Origin of the sequence: Haloactinomyces albus (assembly GCF_031458135.1) — a bacterium.
GTDB lineage: Bacteria > Actinomycetota > Actinomycetes > Mycobacteriales > Pseudonocardiaceae > Haloactinomyces > Haloactinomyces albus.
In genome coordinates this window covers 3,278,831-3,293,358 of sequence record NZ_JAVDXW010000001.1, presented here as the reverse complement: position 1 = coordinate 3,293,358, position 14,528 = coordinate 3,278,831, and the positions used below count along the sequence as shown (strand labels likewise).

At 67.3% G+C, this 14,528-nt stretch carries 15 protein-coding genes; 8 read left to right on the top strand and 7 right to left on the bottom strand.

Annotation, left to right across the window (positions count from 1 at the left end):
* Positions 1-113: 113 nt before the first annotated feature.
* Complete coding sequence (locus JOF55_RS15615; protein WP_310274924.1) at positions 114-1,106, top strand: aldo/keto reductase; 993 nt, start codon at positions 114-116, stop codon at positions 1,104-1,106.
* A 341-nt stretch (positions 1,107-1,447) separates the two neighbouring features.
* Complete coding sequence (locus JOF55_RS15610; protein WP_310274921.1) at positions 1,448-1,933, top strand: STAS domain-containing protein; 486 nt, start codon at positions 1,448-1,450, stop codon at positions 1,931-1,933.
* Positions 1,934-2,029: 96 nt separating this feature from the next.
* On the opposite strand, the gene JOF55_RS15605 is transcribed toward JOF55_RS15610, so the two are convergent.
* Both JOF55_RS15605 and JOF55_RS15600 read right to left on the bottom strand, forming a co-directional pair.
* Positions 2,030-2,680: a response regulator gene (locus tag JOF55_RS15605; RefSeq protein ID WP_374727287.1), complete on the bottom strand. Its 651-nt coding sequence runs from the start codon at positions 2,678-2,680 to the stop codon at positions 2,030-2,032.
* Positions 2,662-3,927 (bottom strand): sensor histidine kinase, encoded by a 1,266-nt coding sequence (locus tag JOF55_RS15600; RefSeq protein WP_310274917.1) that lies wholly within the window; start codon positions 3,925-3,927, stop codon positions 2,662-2,664. The genes JOF55_RS15605 and JOF55_RS15600 overlap by 19 nt, the downstream gene beginning before the upstream one ends.
* A gap of 189 nt (positions 3,928-4,116) precedes the next feature.
* Between JOF55_RS15600 and JOF55_RS15595 the strand changes: the two genes are divergently transcribed.
* Both JOF55_RS15595 and JOF55_RS15590 read left to right on the top strand, forming a co-directional pair.
* Positions 4,117-5,214 (top strand): ABC transporter permease, encoded by a 1,098-nt coding sequence (locus JOF55_RS15595; protein ID WP_310274915.1) that lies wholly within the window; start codon positions 4,117-4,119, stop codon positions 5,212-5,214.
* Positions 5,211-5,891 carry an ABC transporter ATP-binding protein gene (locus tag JOF55_RS15590; protein ID WP_310274913.1) on the top strand — a complete coding sequence of 227 codons (681 nt, stop codon included), beginning with the start codon at positions 5,211-5,213 and terminating at the stop codon, positions 5,889-5,891. The genes JOF55_RS15595 and JOF55_RS15590 overlap by 4 nt, the downstream gene beginning before the upstream one ends.
* A 27-nt stretch (positions 5,892-5,918) precedes the next feature.
* Here the strand turns inward: JOF55_RS15590 and JOF55_RS15585 are convergent, their stop codons facing one another.
* The 3 genes from JOF55_RS15585 to JOF55_RS15575 all read right to left on the bottom strand — a co-directional run bounded on the left by JOF55_RS15585 (position 5,919) and on the right by JOF55_RS15575 (position 10,096).
* Positions 5,919-6,431, bottom strand: a complete 513-nt coding sequence (locus tag JOF55_RS15585) for a general stress protein (RefSeq protein ID WP_310274911.1) — start codon at positions 6,429-6,431, stop codon at positions 5,919-5,921.
* 670 nt (positions 6,432-7,101) lie between these two features.
* The gene (locus tag JOF55_RS15580; RefSeq protein WP_310274909.1) at positions 7,102-9,225 is read right to left on the bottom strand and encodes a putative bifunctional diguanylate cyclase/phosphodiesterase; all 2,124 of its coding nucleotides are present in this window, start codon (positions 9,223-9,225) and stop codon (positions 7,102-7,104) included.
* 502 nt (positions 9,226-9,727) lie between these two features.
* Complete coding sequence (locus tag JOF55_RS15575) at positions 9,728-10,096, bottom strand: MerR family transcriptional regulator (protein ID WP_310274907.1); 369 nt, start codon at positions 10,094-10,096, stop codon at positions 9,728-9,730.
* Positions 10,097-10,214: 118 nt separating this feature from the next.
* Here JOF55_RS15575 and JOF55_RS15570 point away from each other — a divergent pair, with 118 nt between their 5' ends.
* From JOF55_RS15570 to JOF55_RS15560, 3 genes are all read left to right on the top strand, one after another.
* Positions 10,215-11,288 (top strand): alkene reductase, encoded by a 1,074-nt coding sequence (locus tag JOF55_RS15570; protein WP_310274905.1) that lies wholly within the window; start codon positions 10,215-10,217, stop codon positions 11,286-11,288.
* A 161-nt stretch (positions 11,289-11,449) separates the two neighbouring features.
* On the top strand, positions 11,450-11,749 hold the full coding sequence (locus tag JOF55_RS15565) for a putative quinol monooxygenase (RefSeq protein WP_310274903.1): 300 nt from the start codon (positions 11,450-11,452) through the stop codon (positions 11,747-11,749).
* A 45-nt stretch (positions 11,750-11,794) separates the two neighbouring features.
* Positions 11,795-11,920 carry a hypothetical protein gene (locus tag JOF55_RS15560; RefSeq protein WP_310274901.1) on the top strand — a complete coding sequence of 42 codons (126 nt, stop codon included), beginning with the start codon at positions 11,795-11,797 and terminating at the stop codon, positions 11,918-11,920.
* A 4-nt stretch (positions 11,921-11,924) separates the two neighbouring features.
* On the opposite strand, the gene JOF55_RS15555 is transcribed toward JOF55_RS15560, so the two are convergent.
* Positions 11,925-12,941, bottom strand: coding sequence for an NADP-dependent oxidoreductase (locus tag JOF55_RS15555; protein WP_310274899.1), 1,017 nt, complete (start codon positions 12,939-12,941; stop codon positions 11,925-11,927).
* Between the two features lie 110 nt (positions 12,942-13,051).
* Here JOF55_RS15555 and JOF55_RS15550 point away from each other — a divergent pair, with 110 nt between their 5' ends.
* The gene (locus JOF55_RS15550) at positions 13,052-13,642 is read left to right on the top strand and encodes a TetR/AcrR family transcriptional regulator (RefSeq protein WP_310274898.1); all 591 of its coding nucleotides are present in this window, start codon (positions 13,052-13,054) and stop codon (positions 13,640-13,642) included.
* Positions 13,643-13,846: 204 nt separating this feature from the next.
* On the opposite strand, the gene JOF55_RS15545 is transcribed toward JOF55_RS15550, so the two are convergent.
* Positions 13,847-14,212: an amidohydrolase family protein gene (locus tag JOF55_RS15545; protein WP_310274896.1), complete on the bottom strand. Its 366-nt coding sequence runs from the start codon at positions 14,210-14,212 to the stop codon at positions 13,847-13,849.
* Positions 14,213-14,528: the final 316 nt, after the last annotated feature.

The window sequence follows — 14,528 nt, the reverse complement described above, 5'->3', positions numbered from 1 at the left end:
GATACAGGCGATCATGGGTACACAGAGGTTCCGACAGTTCCTACTGCCGGAACCTCACAGGTACGAAGGGATCTCTTCGCACCACACCACACGACAAAACGGAGAAAACACGGATGCAACAGCGCAGTTTGGGCAGTCAGGGCCTGACCGTGACCGCGCAGGGCCTCGGCTGCATGGGCATGAGCTTCGCCTACTCCGGTCAGGACGACCAGGAGTCGAAGGCCACGATCCTGCGTGCGCTCGACCACGGCGTGACCTTCCTGGACACGGCCGACATGTACGGGCCGTGGACCAACGAGCGTCTCGTGGGACAGGCACTGGCAGGGCGCCGCGACGAAGTGGTCCTGGCGACGAAGTTCGGCAACGAGGTCGACAGCGAGGGCAACCTCGCCGGAAGGGTCAACGGCCGTCCCGAGTACGTCCGCCGGTCCATCGACGGCTCGCTGCAGCGGCTCGGCACCGACCACATCGATCTCTACTACCAGCACCGCGTCGATCCGGACGTTCCCGTCGCCGAGACCTGGGGCGCGATGTCCGAGCTGGTCCAGGCGGGCAAGGTCCGCTACCTGGGTATCTCCGAGGCGTCACCGGAGTCGATCCGCGCGGCGCACGCCACCCACCCGGTGACGGCGGTGCAGACGGAGTACTCGCTGTTCAGCCGTGAGCCCGAGGACAACGGAGTACTGGCGACCTGCCGGGAGCTCGGCATCGGGTTCGTCGCCTACTCCCCCTTGGGACGCGGCTTCCTGTCCGGCACGATCCGCAGCATCGACGACCTCCCGTCCGACGATTGGCGTCGTGGCGCCCCGAGGTTCCAGGGCGAGAACTTCGATCGCAACCTGGCCGTGGTCGACCGGGTCCACGAGCTCGCCGAGGGCAAGGGCGCGACGGCCTCGCAGCTCGCGCTCGCGTGGGTGCTCGCCCAGGGCGACGACATCGTGGCCATCCCCGGCACCAAACGGCGCACGTACCTCGACGAGAACGTCGCCGCCATGGACGTCATCCTCACGCAGACCGACCTCGACGCGATCGAGGAGCTCGCGCCCCGTGGGGTCGCCTCCGGGCAGCGCTATGACGAGCGGGGGATGCAGACCGTCCACATCTAGGGAAAGCCGATGTAAGGAGTACTCGCCATCCGTAAATTCCTCTCGGGTTTTTCCTCGAGAGGCTTCCCGATCGGTCACCCCACGTGCACGAAAACGGGCACTGTCGCCCCACCGAGCGCAAGAGCGACGCGCTGATCTCGGTGTCCTCTCACCATATGTGTTGTGAGTGAGACTACGGGTTGTTTCTCCTGGTCAGAAACTCTTCGAGGGCTATCGTGAAGCTGTGGGTTCGAGAAACCCACCCCTGTCCGCACGGAGGACCGACCGTGCGGATCCGGACCTGAGACATTCGATCTCCGAGAGGACCGAATGTCCTTATCCTTGCAACGGAGCGAGTCCTTATGGCAACTGTTTCAGATTCCATGTCGGCCGACGCGTCGAACATCGCCGCCACGGAGATCCCCGACCAGGGACCGCCCCCGGCGTTGCCGTTGTCTCACCCGCCTCTCGACCGCCCCCTGCGGCTGCGGGTGCATCAGTCCGACAGCGGTTCCCAGGTGATCGCGGCCGGCGGCGCCCTGGACACCGCCGGTGCCGACGAATTCGCCGACGTGCTCCGCCGCCGGATCGACACAACGGCCGACAGGATGGTGGTGGACTTCTCCGCCGTGTCGTTTTTGACCACCGCCGGGGTGGTCGCCCTGCTGGAAGCGGGCTGGCGTGCCCAGCGCCGCGGGATCGCGCTGGTACTGGTCACCGGAAACCGCGTGGTGGATCGGCTCCTGGAGTTGATGGAGGTCACCGAGCGCTTCGTCCGTGCTCCCACGGTCGCCAGTGCGCTGGCGACGACCGCAGGCCCCAGCACGGAGGTACCGCGGCCGCGCTGACACGCCGTCCCCGCGCACACGTCGGCCGGGCTCTCCGCTTTCCGCGGCGGCCCGGCCGACATCGTCCACTCCCCGGCAAACCCGGCTTGCGCATGCTCACCAGCTCCGGATGATGCCCTGCTCACTCGCCGCTGCCACCGCCGCCGTACGCGAATCCACCTCCAGTTTGGTGTAGATGTGCACCAGGTGCGTCTTCACCGTGGCCCGACTCAGAAACAGCCGCCTACTGATGTCCGCATTGGACAAACCGGCTGCGACGAGTTGCAGCACCTCGACCTCACGAGAGCTGAGTTCGGTGCCCGTCGACCGCATCCTGTTCGTCAATCGGGTGGCGACCCGGCGCGCCAGTGCGGTCTGACCGCCCGCGGCGGCCCGCACCCCCGCCGCCAGCTCGTCCGGCGGTGCGTCCTTGAGCAGGTAGCCGATCGCCCCGGCTTCGATGGCGGCCAGGATGTCGGCCTCGGTGTCGTAGTTGGTCAGGATCAGCACGTGCGGGGCCTCCGGCCGCTCCGTGATCGCCGTAGTGGCCCGAACTCCGGAGGAGGCGCTACCGAACTGCAGATCCATCAGCACCACGTCCACTCCCCCGCCCGCTGCGAGCTCGACGGCCTCGTCCGCTGTGGAGGCTTCGGCCACCACCCGCAGGTCGGTTTCGACCTCCAGCACCGCGCGCAGCCCCGCACGGACCACCGGGTGGTCATCGGCCAGCAGCAAGCGGATCGGTTCCGTCACGAGTCCCCCCGGCATTCCCGTTCGAGGGGAAACGTCACCGCCACCGCGCACCCCTTCCCCGGGGCACTCTCCACCGACATCGTGCCGCCCAGTTCCGCGGCGCGAGTACGCATCGCCGACACGCCGAATCCGCCTTCGGACGCGGCACCAGCGGCCTCGACACTGCCGGATACGGCGCTGCCGGATACGGCGCGGTCGGACGCGGTCCCGTCGGAGAGAGCACGGTCGGGCTCGAATCCCCGACCGTCGTCGACGACATCGACCGCGACCGCGCCATCGAAGTAGCTCAGCGTCACCTCCACCCGGTCGGCGACGGCATGCCGCTCGACGTTGCTCACCGCCGACTGCGCGATGCGCAGGAGCGCCACCTCCACCGGAGTCGGCAACTCGACCGGAGTTCCGGTGCGGCGGAACGTCATGGTCGCCCCGGAGGAACCGCTCTCGCACAGCCGGTGCAGCGCCGCGGCCAGCGAGCCGTGTTCGAGGTCGGGCTGGGTGAGCGCGCGAACGAAACGACGCGCCTCCGCGAGATTGGCACCGGCCGTGGTCGTGGCGCGGTCGATGTGCTCCCGAGCCGCAGCGACCGCGGCATCCCGAGGCATGGCTCGGTCCGCGGCGCGCAGCAGCAGCACGATGCTGGACAAGCCCTGCGCAAGCGTGTCATGAATCTCGCGGGCGAGCCGTTCACGCTCCCCGAGCGTACCCGCATGGCGTTCCGCGGCAGCCAGCTCCGCACGAGTGGCCACCAAGTCCTCGATGAGGCTGCGGCGCTGCTCACTCTCCCGGTGCAGCGCCTCGTACCCGAGGACCGTGGCCACGGCCACCGCCGCCCCGAGGGCCGGTCCCACCACGGTGCCGACCGTCAGAGTGTGCTGATGCCAGGCGAACCCGAGGATCGTGGCCAACGTGGTCGCGGCCACCACCACCATCCGGATACGCCGTGGCAGCAGGTGCAGTTGCAGGAAGAACAGGGGAAAGGCCAGCCAGGCACCGTCGGCGGCCAGCGCCAGCAACACCAGCCAGCAGGCGCTGAGCACAGCCAGCCACGCCGCAGCGGCGAGCGTCGAATGCCGAAATGTGCTCAGCACCGCACCACCCGTGTACACGGCGGCGGTGAGGACCACGGCGGCCACGATCCCGGTCACATACGGCGAGGTATCGAGCACCGCCCGGAGGGCGGCCAGCATGAGCAGGCAGGCGACGAGCAGATGCAGGCACGCTGTGAGCACGCGCAGCGCCGGGGCGAACTTGGCCGGATCCATACCGGTGCACCAGCGTAGTCCCGGTGATATCGCCGCTCATCGATCGAAGGGTTGATTCGGCGTCCATCCCGCGAAGGAGCCTGCGGCGATCCCGCGTGCGATGCCGGGGCGGGGCCGTGACGGCGACGGTGGAGGCACTCCGGTACCGCCGGAGATCGCAGCCACCACCGAAGAGGAGCAGTCGACGTCATGTTCGTCGCATGGAGGGACCTGAGATTCGCCCGGGGCAGATTCGCCCTCGTGGGCAGTGTCGTGGTGTTGATGACCGTGCTCGTGGGGATGCTGTCCGGACTGACCGCCGGGCTCGGCAGGGAGAACATCTCGGCGATCACGGGATTGCAGGCCGACCACATCGCCTTCGCCGAGCCGCCCGACGGGCAGGACCCCTCGTTCGCGGGCTCGATCGTGCACCGGGACCAGTGGCGCTCGTGGGCACAAACCACCGGTGTGGCCTCGGCGGCACCGGTGGGCATCGCCACGACGCGGGCACGGGCCGGTGACACCACGGCCGCTGTCTCGGCATTCGGTGTGGATCCGGCCGGATTTCCGGGGCCGGCCACACGCCCCGCCCCGGGCAGTGCCGTGCTGTCCCACACCGCTGCCGAGGAGCTCGGCGTCGGCATCGGCGACCGAGTCACCCTGGGCAAAACGCTGAAGGTCGATATCGCCGCAGTCGAAGGCGATGCTTCCTACAGCCACGCACCGGTCGTCTGGACGTCCCTGCGCGACTGGCAGCAACTCGCCCCCCGGACCACGGGCAGTGGTTCCGCAGGCAGTGGGGCGCAAGCCACGGTGATCGCGCTGTCGTTCACCGGCGAGGTCGACACGGCCGCAGCCGACGCCGCAGCAGGCACCCGCACTGTCACTCGACAGGAATCACTCCGGGCCATCGGCTCCTACACGGCGGAGAACGGCTCGTTGCAGCTCATGCGTGGCTTTCTGTTCGCGATCTCGGCACTGGTCATCGGTGCCTTCTTCACGGTGTGGACGGTGCAGCGCAGTGGCGATATCGCGGTGCTCAAGGCACTCGGTGCGTCGACGGGCTACCTGCTACGGGACGCGCTCGGCCAGGCACTGCTCCTGCTGCTGGGAGGAACGGCAGCGGGCGGGGCCATCGCCGCGGGCGCCGGTGCCGCCGCGGCCGGAACCGTCCCCTTCGTTCTCGACCTCACCACCACGGTTCTGCCCGCCCTCGTCATGGTCCTGCTCGGTGCGGCCGGTGCCGCGCTGGCCGTACGCCGAATCACCACCGTCGACCCCCTCACCGCCCTCGGGAGCGCACGATGAGCCTGCACCTGGACACCATCACCCTGACCTATCCCGACGGCCAAACCCGTCTGACCGCGCTCGACAACGTCACCCTGCACGCCGAGTCCGGGCGGTTCACCGCCGTGATCGGACCGTCCGGCTCCGGCAAGTCCAGTCTCCTGTCCGTGGCAGCCACTCTCGTCACCCCCGATGAAGGGCAGGTCACCGTGGGCGGCACGGAGGTCACGGCGCTGTCCCGCACGGCACGGACGGCGCTGCGCCGGGACAGCATCGGGTTCGTCTTCCAACAGCCCAATCTGCTGCCCGCACTGACCTCCTGCGAACAGCTTCAGGTGATGGCGCACATGGCCGGGCATCCCCCGCGCACGGCTCGGGCTCGCGCTCGCGGCCTGCTCGACACGGTGGGGCTGGCAGCGCTGGCCGACCGGCGCCCGCACCAGCTTTCCGGGGGCCAGCGCCAGCGGGTGAACATCGCCCGCGCACTGATGAACGAGCCGCCGGTGCTGCTGGTCGACGAGCCGACCAGCGCACTCGACCGGGCACGGGGCACCGAGGTCGTCGACCTGATCGACGACCTCACTCGCACCCGCGATATCGCCACGGTGATGGTCACGCACAATCGCGGCCATCTCCAGCATGCCGACCAGGTCGTCGAGCTCGTCGACGGCACGCTCAGGACACCGAGCGTGCCGTGAGCCGATCGCCGCCCGGGCAGGCTCGGTCTATTCGGAACCCGCCGTGCTCTGCCCGGTACCGGGCGCTCCTGCCGCGCTCAGCATGTTCGTCGCCTCGTCGGCATGGTCACTGTCGACGAGCAGGTCGTAGGACCCGGCTCGCATGTTGGGTGTGGAGCTGAAGTCACGTCGACCGCCGGTCATGGCATGGGCGATCATTCCGATGATGGCGCCGACGATCGCACCGAGGATCGCACCGTAGAGCGCCAGGAGCAGCCCGGATATCAACGGCGCCACCCAGGTGAACAAGCCGAACACCCAACCGATCAGTGCCCCGGTGACCGCGCCTCCTGCCGCACCGTTGCCTGCCGCGGACAGGTAGTTGTACCGGCCGGTGACCTGCTCGACCAGTTCCAGGTCACGCGCGACGATGGCGCTGCTCTGGACCGGGAATCCGTTGTCCGAGAGGTGGTCCACCGCGCGTTCGGCCTGCCGGTACTGCGGATAGGACGCCACGATCCGGCGGTGCGTGGCCGCGGGGCTGGAATCGGGTGAAGCCATGGGTATCTCCTCCTGCGCGTCGCAAGCGCGCCGAGTTACTCCTCTGCCGTCATCCGGTGTACCCACGCGGAAACTGTTTGCACATCTTGGTGGGCAAAAGCCGGTACTGTCGCGGTAGGGGATGCGGGGACGGAGAATATGTGAATAATTCTCGCGATTTGCCGCGCCGGAAGGGATACCGGTGACCTCGGAGCACAAGGGCTCGGATGCGGTCGGCTCCGTCGAGGGTGGTGAGCTCTCCGGCTGAGTGGAGAGGGTGCGGCTCCTTCCGCTGCCGGATGCTCCTGCGCTGCTCAGCATTCCGGACGGCAGGGTGATCCGTACGACCGAACGGGCTGCTCGGTTGGTGGGAGGGAGCCTCGTCTGCTGCGTTGCTCGGGCAGACGCTGATGGACCTGGCAGTGCGGGAAGGCTCGACTTCACCGCACTGCGGGGGACCGGAAGTTCCCTGGTGCGTACGGTGAGCTGGCTGCACGAGGCGGACGAGCGGCTGCGCGTCACGGTGCTGCTCGACGTCTCGGATCTATGGTGCCCTCGGACCGACCGTCCTCGGCGAGGTCGCATGGGCCGCCCGGATCGGCACCTGGGAGTGGGATCCGGCCATCGACGTCATGCGGGTGTCGAAGGTACCGCACGAGCTCACCGGCACCAGCTGTTGTGACCGGTTCACTCACCGCTCGTCGGGCACGGGCAACGGGCTACTGTCCAGCAGGTCGCGGAACTCCGCTGCCGGAACCGGCCGAGAGAACAGGAAACCCTGGTAGGTATCCATCCCGAGCTCGCCGAGTATCCGGAACTGGCTGGCGGTCTCCACGCCCTCGGCCACGCAGGTGCGCCCCATGGCTCGCCCGATGTCCACCGCGGCCCGCGTGATCGCGAGGTCGGCGGAGTCGTCTTCCACCCCGGAGATGAATCGGCGGTCGATCTTGATGATCTGTATCGGCAGGTCCTTCAGGCGGGCCAGCGAGGAGTAGCCGGTGCCGAAGTCGTCCATGGCGAACCGCATCCCACGCTCGGTCAGCTCGACCATGCCCTTCCGGGGCCGCGAGGGCAGATCCAGCAGCGAGGTCTCCACCACCTCCAGGACCACGCGGTGCCAGTCGATCCCGCTCTTGGTGACGATCTCGGTGACCTCGTCGACGAAGTCCGGATCATCGGGCAGCAGGCTGGCCAGGTTGACCGCGACGTCCACCGGACGACCATGCGACGTCGGCCAGCTCATCGCCTGCCGCAGCGCGGTGCGCAGTACCCGGAGGTCCAGCTCGCGCAGCAGACCACCCTGCTCGGCCACGGAGAGGATGACATCGGGTGTGAGCAGACCACGTTCGGGATGGAACCATCGCACCAGCGCTTCGGCCGCCATCACGGAGCCGTCGCGGGCGAGCATCGGCTGATAGTACAGGGACAGACCGTCGTTGGTGATGGCCTCGCGCAGCTCCTCCTCCAGGCGCAGCTGCCCGCCGAGTGAGGTGGCCAGGTCGGGACTGGCCAGTGCCACCTGCCCGGCACCCTGGCGTTTGGCCCGGAACATCGCCGCATCGGCGAACCGCAACAGATCCTCGCCGTCCATGATCGAGGAATCGAATCTCGCGGCACCGACGGCGGCCGACACCTGAACCAACTGCCCGCGCACGGGCACGAGCGTGCGCAGGAACTCCGAGATCCACGTCGCGAGTTCCTCCAGGCCGCCGATGGCATCGACATCCGAGCAGAGAACCAGAAACTCGTCCCCGGAGAGCCGGGCCGCCCTGCATTGTTCCGGCAAGCCGCTCCGCAGGCGCCGGGCCAATGCCATGAGCAGCTCGTCGCCCGCCTCGTGGCCGAGCGAGTCGTTGACCCGTTTGAAGTTGTCGAAGTCGCAGAACAGCACGGCCATCGAATCGGGGGCATCATCGAGCATCTCGCCGATCAGCTCGTTGATGCCCTGACGATTGAGCAGTCCGGTCAGATCATCATGGGTGGCCTGGTGATGCAGTGTTTCGGTGTGCCGAATCCGCTCGCTGACGTCCTGGAACGAGGTCAGCCAGAAGCGGCTCCCGTCGTCCTGCACCGACAACGCGCTGTGCACGTCACAGGGCACCGGTCGGCCGTCCGCGCGGGCCAACACCCGCTGCGGAAACCGCTGCCCGACCACGGACGCATTCGGACCCCGCCCTTCGGGGGTGAGTCCCCCGGCCCGGTCATCGGGATGCAGCAGGTCCGCACCGGTCAAGCCGTAGACGTCGCGCCGCCGGTATCCCAGGAGATCGCACAGTGCACCATTGGCATCCAACAGGCGTTCAGAGGCGTCGAACAAACCGATCCCCACCGGAGTGAGATCGAGCAAGTCGGTGAATCGCCGACTCGATCGCTGCAGCCGGTCCTGGGCCTCGGTCATATCCCGGGTCACCTTGATGAAACCGCGTAGCGTGCCATCGCGCTCGCGCTGCGCCGTGATGACGACATGGGCCCAGAACCGGCTGCCATCGGCGCGCACACGCCAGCCTTCGTCGATGAAGAAGCCCACTTCGGTGGCCTGCGTCAGTTCCCAGCTCGGGTAACCGGATTCGGCCTGCTCCGGCGGGTAGAACACCGAGAAGTGCCTGCCGGTGATCTCCTCGGCACGGTATCCCTTGACACGCTCGGCACCGGAATTCCAACTCTCGACGTATCCGTTCACATCGAGCGAGAAGATCGCGTACTCACGCATACTCTCGGGAAGGAGAGTGAGCCGCTCCGCAGTGCCTTCCGGCAATGGCATGCCACCGACCTGTTCACGGTGGGCCGAGACCTCGTCATGCTCGTGCTCTGTCATGTTTCCTCGGTGGCGCATAGACATGTCATAGCGATATCGATACCCATAGAGTGCACCGCAACGGGTGTTCATACACATTACAGAAGCCCGCAGCAACGGCCGAGTCGCACGAGCAAGAGGGCCGCCGGAAAGTTTCGGCGGCCCTCTTGCTCGGTGGAGGTTGGGGGAACTCACTCGAACACAAAAGGCCAGTTCAGCGCGCTGAAAGTGCTGCAGCAAGAGCTGCCCGACCTAGCGGCGCCCGCCCCACCGGCGCCGAAGCGGCGACGGCCAGCGCGTGCCCGCCAGCTCGACGACGACCAAGTGCGACAGCTGATCGAGGGCTACCGACCCGGCTCGACCGTCTGCGAGCTGGGCGATCATTTCGGCATCGAACGGCGTACCGTCAGCGCGATCCTGCACCGCCGGGGCATCGCGATGCGCCGCCGCGGTCTGACCGATGAGCAGAACGAGAGGGTGGTTTCAGACCCCTTCTGTTACCGAGGCTCATACCTGTTCTGCGTCACCGACACGCGAGCGTGTCTCGGTGGGCCTGATTGGCCTCGATGAGCGCGTCCAAGGATTCGCGGGTTCGAATCAGATTCTCGATGTGGTCGCTGATCCGGTCGCGCTCGTGCAGCATCCGCGCGAAGGCCGCGTCGGAGTTGTCGACGCTCGGAGACTCAGCGCACGGGAGGAGTTCCACGATGGTGCGGCTGGAGAGGCCCGCAGAATAGAGACGTTTGAGGAACTCCACACGCGCGACCTGGTCTTCGCTGTAGTGCCGTTGCCCCGAGCCGCTGCGATGGCTCGAGAGAAGGCCCTGCTCTTCGTAGTAACGCAGCGATCGCACGCTGACCCCCGTCTCCTTGGCGAGTTCACCGATCCGCATTGGAGCCTTCCTTCCCGTGAGTTGAACCACGCACCTTGCCCCTGACATCAGTGTCAGGTTCTAGCCTAACAGCGCTCCCACCGAAGTGGAATGCGACTCACGAAGGAGAGAACGCTTGATGGCTGGTCTATTCGATCGGTACGAACTGCGCGACTTGCATCTTCCCAACCGCATTGTGATGGCGCCCATGACCCGGGTCCGGGCCGCTGAGGGCGGCCTGCCCACGGCCTCGATGGCGGTCTACTACGCACAGCGGGCAACTGCAGGCCTGATCGTCAGCGAGGGCATCCAGCCCAGCCTGGTGGGCCAGGCCAACCCCGGAACGCCGGGACTGCATGCCGACAAGCAGGTGACTGCATGGCGGCAGGTCACCGACGCCGTCCACGTCAACGGCGGGCGGATCTTTGGTCAGCTCATGCACGGAGGTCGCGTCGGGCATCCCGACACTACCGGTCACCAGCCGGTCGGCCCTTCGGCCGTACCGGCGGAGGGCAAGGTTTTCACCCCCGCAGGGCTCCAAGACCCGCCCTTTCCGCGCGCCCTGGAGACAGCGGAAGTCCCTGAGCATGCGCAGTCCTATGCCCAAGCCGGAGCACGGGCCGTGGAAGCCGGCTTCGACGGCGTGGAGCTGCACGGCGCCAACGGCTACCTAATCCACCAGTTTCTCTCATCCAGCGCAAACCGACGCAGCGACCGTTACGGCGGCTCAACCACCAACCGCATTCGCTTTGCGGTCGAGGCCATCGAGGCGACCGTCGCAGCGATCGGCGCCGGCCGCACCGGGATCCGGCTCTCCCCCGGCGCCGAGTTCTGGGGGTCGCGCGAAAGCGCTGTCCTGGAGCTCTACACCGCCTTGCTGACCGAACTTGCCAGGTACGACCTCGCGTACATCCACCTCGAGGCAACCGCCGAGGAGGAGCTCCTGGTGGCGCTGCGCCGTCAGTGGGCCGGGTCGCTCATCGTCAACCCGGTACTTCCCATGGGACCGGTGAAGACCGACCGCACGACTGCAGATCACTGGCTCGGCCTCGGCGCCGACTTGGTCAGCTTCGGCCGCTCCTTCATTGCGAACCCAGACCTCGTCGAACGCCTCCGTTCCGGGCTCCCCATCGCACAGGATGACCAGGACACCTGGTATCAGGGCGGCGACGCCGATTACATCACGTATCCCACCTACGCTCACACGGCCTAGATCCCCCAAACAACGCAGCTTAGCGTGCTGAGCTCAGGCGGTTGTCCGTGCTCTGCGGCCGCCGGCGGCCTTTGGCGGCCGGCTCGAGACGCGTAGCGGCACAACTTCTTCGCGCGGCATGTCATGCCCAGCCTCGTACGCTCCACTCCCAGGGAATACTCATGATCATCATCGCCGGACGTGTCCAGGTATCCCCGGCGGACCTCGACGAATTCATCGCCGACGCACGAGCCACCTACCCGGTCGCCGCGGCGAATCCCGGCAATATCCTCATCTCATTCTGTGTCGACGACGCAACCACGGGCACTGTCACCGTCCTGGAGGAGTGGTCCTCGCAGGAAGCGCTTGACCGGCACCTCAGCGCACCAGAGGTTATCGCGATCTTCACGAAGTGGGGTCCTCGGATGCACAACCAGGTGCGCAAGTTCGATGCGCTCAACGAACGCGACCCACGTGCCTGAATCCGAGGGCGGCGCAACCGCTCGGTCTGGGAGGTGCTGTGGTTCATGCGCGCTTACCTTTGCGAGGACGATGTGGTCGTCGCGTGCCAGCGTCTCCCGGACAGCGAGCTGCTCTGCAAGGTCGAGATCCACCTCTCCCACCGGGATTGTGCTGCGGTGGCTGACGGGTGACGGCTCATTCCTGAGCGATCGTGAGCACGATTTTGCCTTGGATGTGTCCTCGTGCGGCGCGTTCGTGCGCGGCTCGGGTATCCGCGAGTGGAAACGTACTGTCGATCGCAACGCGGACCGTGCCCGCATCGAGCAGGCGTCCGAGCTCGGCGAGCTGCGCGCCGTTCGAACGAACCTGGGTACCCGAGACCGTGACACCCAGTTCGGCGGTCTCTTCGTCGTCGAACTCACCGAAGAACACCGGGAACAGGGCCCCGCCGCGGGTGAGCGTCCGCAGGAAGCGTGTGCTGTCGGGGCCGCCGACGGTGTCGAGAACGAGGTCGAGGTCGTGCACGAGTTCCTCGGGCCGGCTCGTGGTGTAGTCGATGAACTCGTCCGCGCCGAGCTCGCCCAGGAACGATTCGTGCGCGCCCGATGCCACCGCGATGACACGTGCTCCCTTCCACTCCGCCAGCTGCAGCGCGAGGTGCCCCACCCCGCCCGCGGCGCCGTTGATGAGCACCGTCACGTCGGCGTCGAGTCGCACCGGACGATGCTTCGCCGCCTGGAACGGCGAGGGGTGATCGTGCCCGACCTCGATCAGGAACTGCCACGCGGTGAGCCCGGACATCGGCGCGCCAGCGGCGTGCACGTGATCGATACCGGCCGGCTTGAGCGCGAGGTCCGAGGCAGGCGCGGCCACGTACTCGGCATAAGCGTGACCGTCGAAACTGGGGAAGCGAAGGAGGCCGAAGACTTCATCACCGACGGTGAAGGCGTCCACATCCGCGGCGACGGCCTCGACAACGCCCGACACGTCCGTCCCCGGAATCACGGGCAGATCGAACGTCGGCCTCGTCTCCGGAGGCAGATTGGACATCCCGTCGCGCAGATACCAGTCGGGAGGATTGACTCCGGCCGCGTGCACGCGAACGAGCACCTCACCCGGCCCCACCTCGGGAACCGGCACCTCGTCGTAACGCAGAACCTCAGGGCCTCCGTGCTCGTGGAGCCGGACCGCCCTCATCGTGTGTGTCGGCATCGTTCTCTCCTGCTTGCGCTGCGGGATAGGCTTATTCGGATCAGTGGTCCGAGTAAGCGGACCGCTGGTGCGAATATATGGACCAATGGTTCGGATAGTCAAGGGGAGCCATGCGGGCAGACGCCAAAAGGAACCGCGACCACCTGCTCGCCGTAGCGGGCACCGCCATCGCCGAGCACGGCGTCGACGTGTCACTGCGCGACATCGCACGCAGGGCCGGTGTCGTGCTCGCGACGCTGTTGCGCCACTTCCCGACACGCGAGGCGCTGCTCGATGCCCTGCTGCGCACGAGCTTCGACGAGCTGACAGCAAAGGCAACCGAACTCGAGACGTCGAGCTCGCCCGAGGACGCCCTCGTTTGCTGGCTACGCGACTGTGTCGCGTGCGCAACCGAGTACCGAGGCGCGACATCGCTGATGGCCGCCGCCATCGAGGACACCGAATCCGCGCTCCATGCGTCGTGCTCTACCATGCGCGCCGCCGGCGCGCGGCTCCTCACCCGTGCCCAGGACGCGGGCGTAGCGCGGACCGACATTGACGGCACGGATCTGTTCGCGCTGGTGGCCACGCTCGCGTGGCTCGGCGATCAACCCTCGCTCGCGCCACGCGCCGATCGCCTCTTCGACGTCGTCGCGAGCGCGATTCTGATGAGCGCAGGAAGTGACGATCCCGAGGGGGGACGCCCTCGGGCCCGGAGCTGACATCGCCGCACGCCGACCAGCAGCCCCGGCCGCGCCCTCGGCAAAGAGCGGTTCGACGCCGAGTTCGCCAAGGCGGTCAAGGTCCCCCGGCATCGAGTCGCGCAGCGGGCGCAGGGGCGCTCCCGGCACGGCCCCGGCATCCACGTTCAAGGATGCGGCAGATCACCTCGATCCCAGGACGTTCGGCGAGCCAGGCGACGACCCTCACCGCTTCGCGGTCAGGCAGGAGGCCCACCGGCCGCCCGGTCCCGACGAGCAGCTGCATCTCGTGATGAACGCTTGCTCTGTGGCCTTGACGGTCATCGCGTGAGCGATGACCGTCTTCCCCAGTTGGTGCGCCTGGTCGACGCCGGCACGGAGCGTGTCGGTCGTCATCACCGGAAGTCCTGGATGCACCGGGACCGTGCCCTCTTCGATCATCACTTTGATGCAGTCCGCGCCGTCGGCCACCTGTGCCGCGACCAGTGACGCGGCTTCGTCCGGTGTGGACGCTGAGGGCATCGACCACCCGTCACCGTGCGGACTGTCGTGAGCCTTGATGATCTGACTGGGGTGACCGTCCTTCGCCATGAGGCCGGTGAGGGACGACCTGAGGTCTGCGACCTCGGGATCGGCGGCGACGGCCGCACGCTGCTCGGGGTCCAGGACCCCTGCATCTCGAGCGCGGTAGTAACCCCGAATCGCAGCGCAGTGCCCAACTCCTCGACAGTGGTGTGGACGTGGTTGTCGATCAAACCGGGCAGCACCATTGCGCCACCGGCGTCCACGACCGTGTCGAGGGCGGCGGGCTCGGAGCCGATCGCAGTGATCACTCCGTCGTTCATGGTGAGGGATCGTTCTTGCCGCACCGTGCTGCCGTCGAAGATCCGGGCGTTGACTAGCGTTG

What these genes read in the sequence shown, in the direction of transcription:
- JOF55_RS15615 (WP_310274924.1), top strand. Translation starts at nt 114, where the DNA reads ATGCAACAGCGCAGTTTGGGCAGTCAGGGCCTGACCGTGACCGCGCAG.
- JOF55_RS15610 (WP_310274921.1), top strand. Translation starts at nt 1,448, where the DNA reads ATGGCAACTGTTTCAGATTCCATGTCGGCCGACGCGTCGAACATCGCC.
- JOF55_RS15605 (WP_374727287.1), bottom strand. Translation starts at nt 2,680, where the DNA reads ATGCCGGGGGGACTCGTGACGGAACCGATCCGCTTGCTGCTGGCCGAT.
- JOF55_RS15600 (WP_310274917.1), bottom strand. Translation starts at nt 3,927, where the DNA reads ATGGATCCGGCCAAGTTCGCCCCGGCGCTGCGCGTGCTCACAGCGTGC.
- JOF55_RS15595 (WP_310274915.1), top strand. Translation starts at nt 4,117, where the DNA reads ATGTTCGTCGCATGGAGGGACCTGAGATTCGCCCGGGGCAGATTCGCC.
- JOF55_RS15590 (WP_310274913.1), top strand. Translation starts at nt 5,211, where the DNA reads ATGAGCCTGCACCTGGACACCATCACCCTGACCTATCCCGACGGCCAA.
- JOF55_RS15585 (WP_310274911.1), bottom strand. Translation starts at nt 6,431, where the DNA reads ATGGCTTCACCCGATTCCAGCCCCGCGGCCACGCACCGCCGGATCGTG.
- JOF55_RS15580 (WP_310274909.1), bottom strand. Translation starts at nt 9,225, where the DNA reads ATGACAGAGCACGAGCATGACGAGGTCTCGGCCCACCGTGAACAGGTC.
- JOF55_RS15575 (WP_310274907.1), bottom strand. Translation starts at nt 10,096, where the DNA reads ATGCGGATCGGTGAACTCGCCAAGGAGACGGGGGTCAGCGTGCGATCG.
- JOF55_RS15570 (WP_310274905.1), top strand. Translation starts at nt 10,215, where the DNA reads ATGGCTGGTCTATTCGATCGGTACGAACTGCGCGACTTGCATCTTCCC.
- JOF55_RS15565 (WP_310274903.1), top strand. Translation starts at nt 11,450, where the DNA reads ATGATCATCATCGCCGGACGTGTCCAGGTATCCCCGGCGGACCTCGAC.
- JOF55_RS15560 (WP_310274901.1), top strand. Translation starts at nt 11,795, where the DNA reads ATGCGCGCTTACCTTTGCGAGGACGATGTGGTCGTCGCGTGCCAGCGT.
- JOF55_RS15555 (WP_310274899.1), bottom strand. Translation starts at nt 12,941, where the DNA reads ATGCCGACACACACGATGAGGGCGGTCCGGCTCCACGAGCACGGAGGC.
- JOF55_RS15550 (WP_310274898.1), top strand. Translation starts at nt 13,052, where the DNA reads ATGCGGGCAGACGCCAAAAGGAACCGCGACCACCTGCTCGCCGTAGCG.
- JOF55_RS15545 (WP_310274896.1), bottom strand. Translation starts at nt 14,212, where the DNA reads ATGGCGAAGGACGGTCACCCCAGTCAGATCATCAAGGCTCACGACAGT.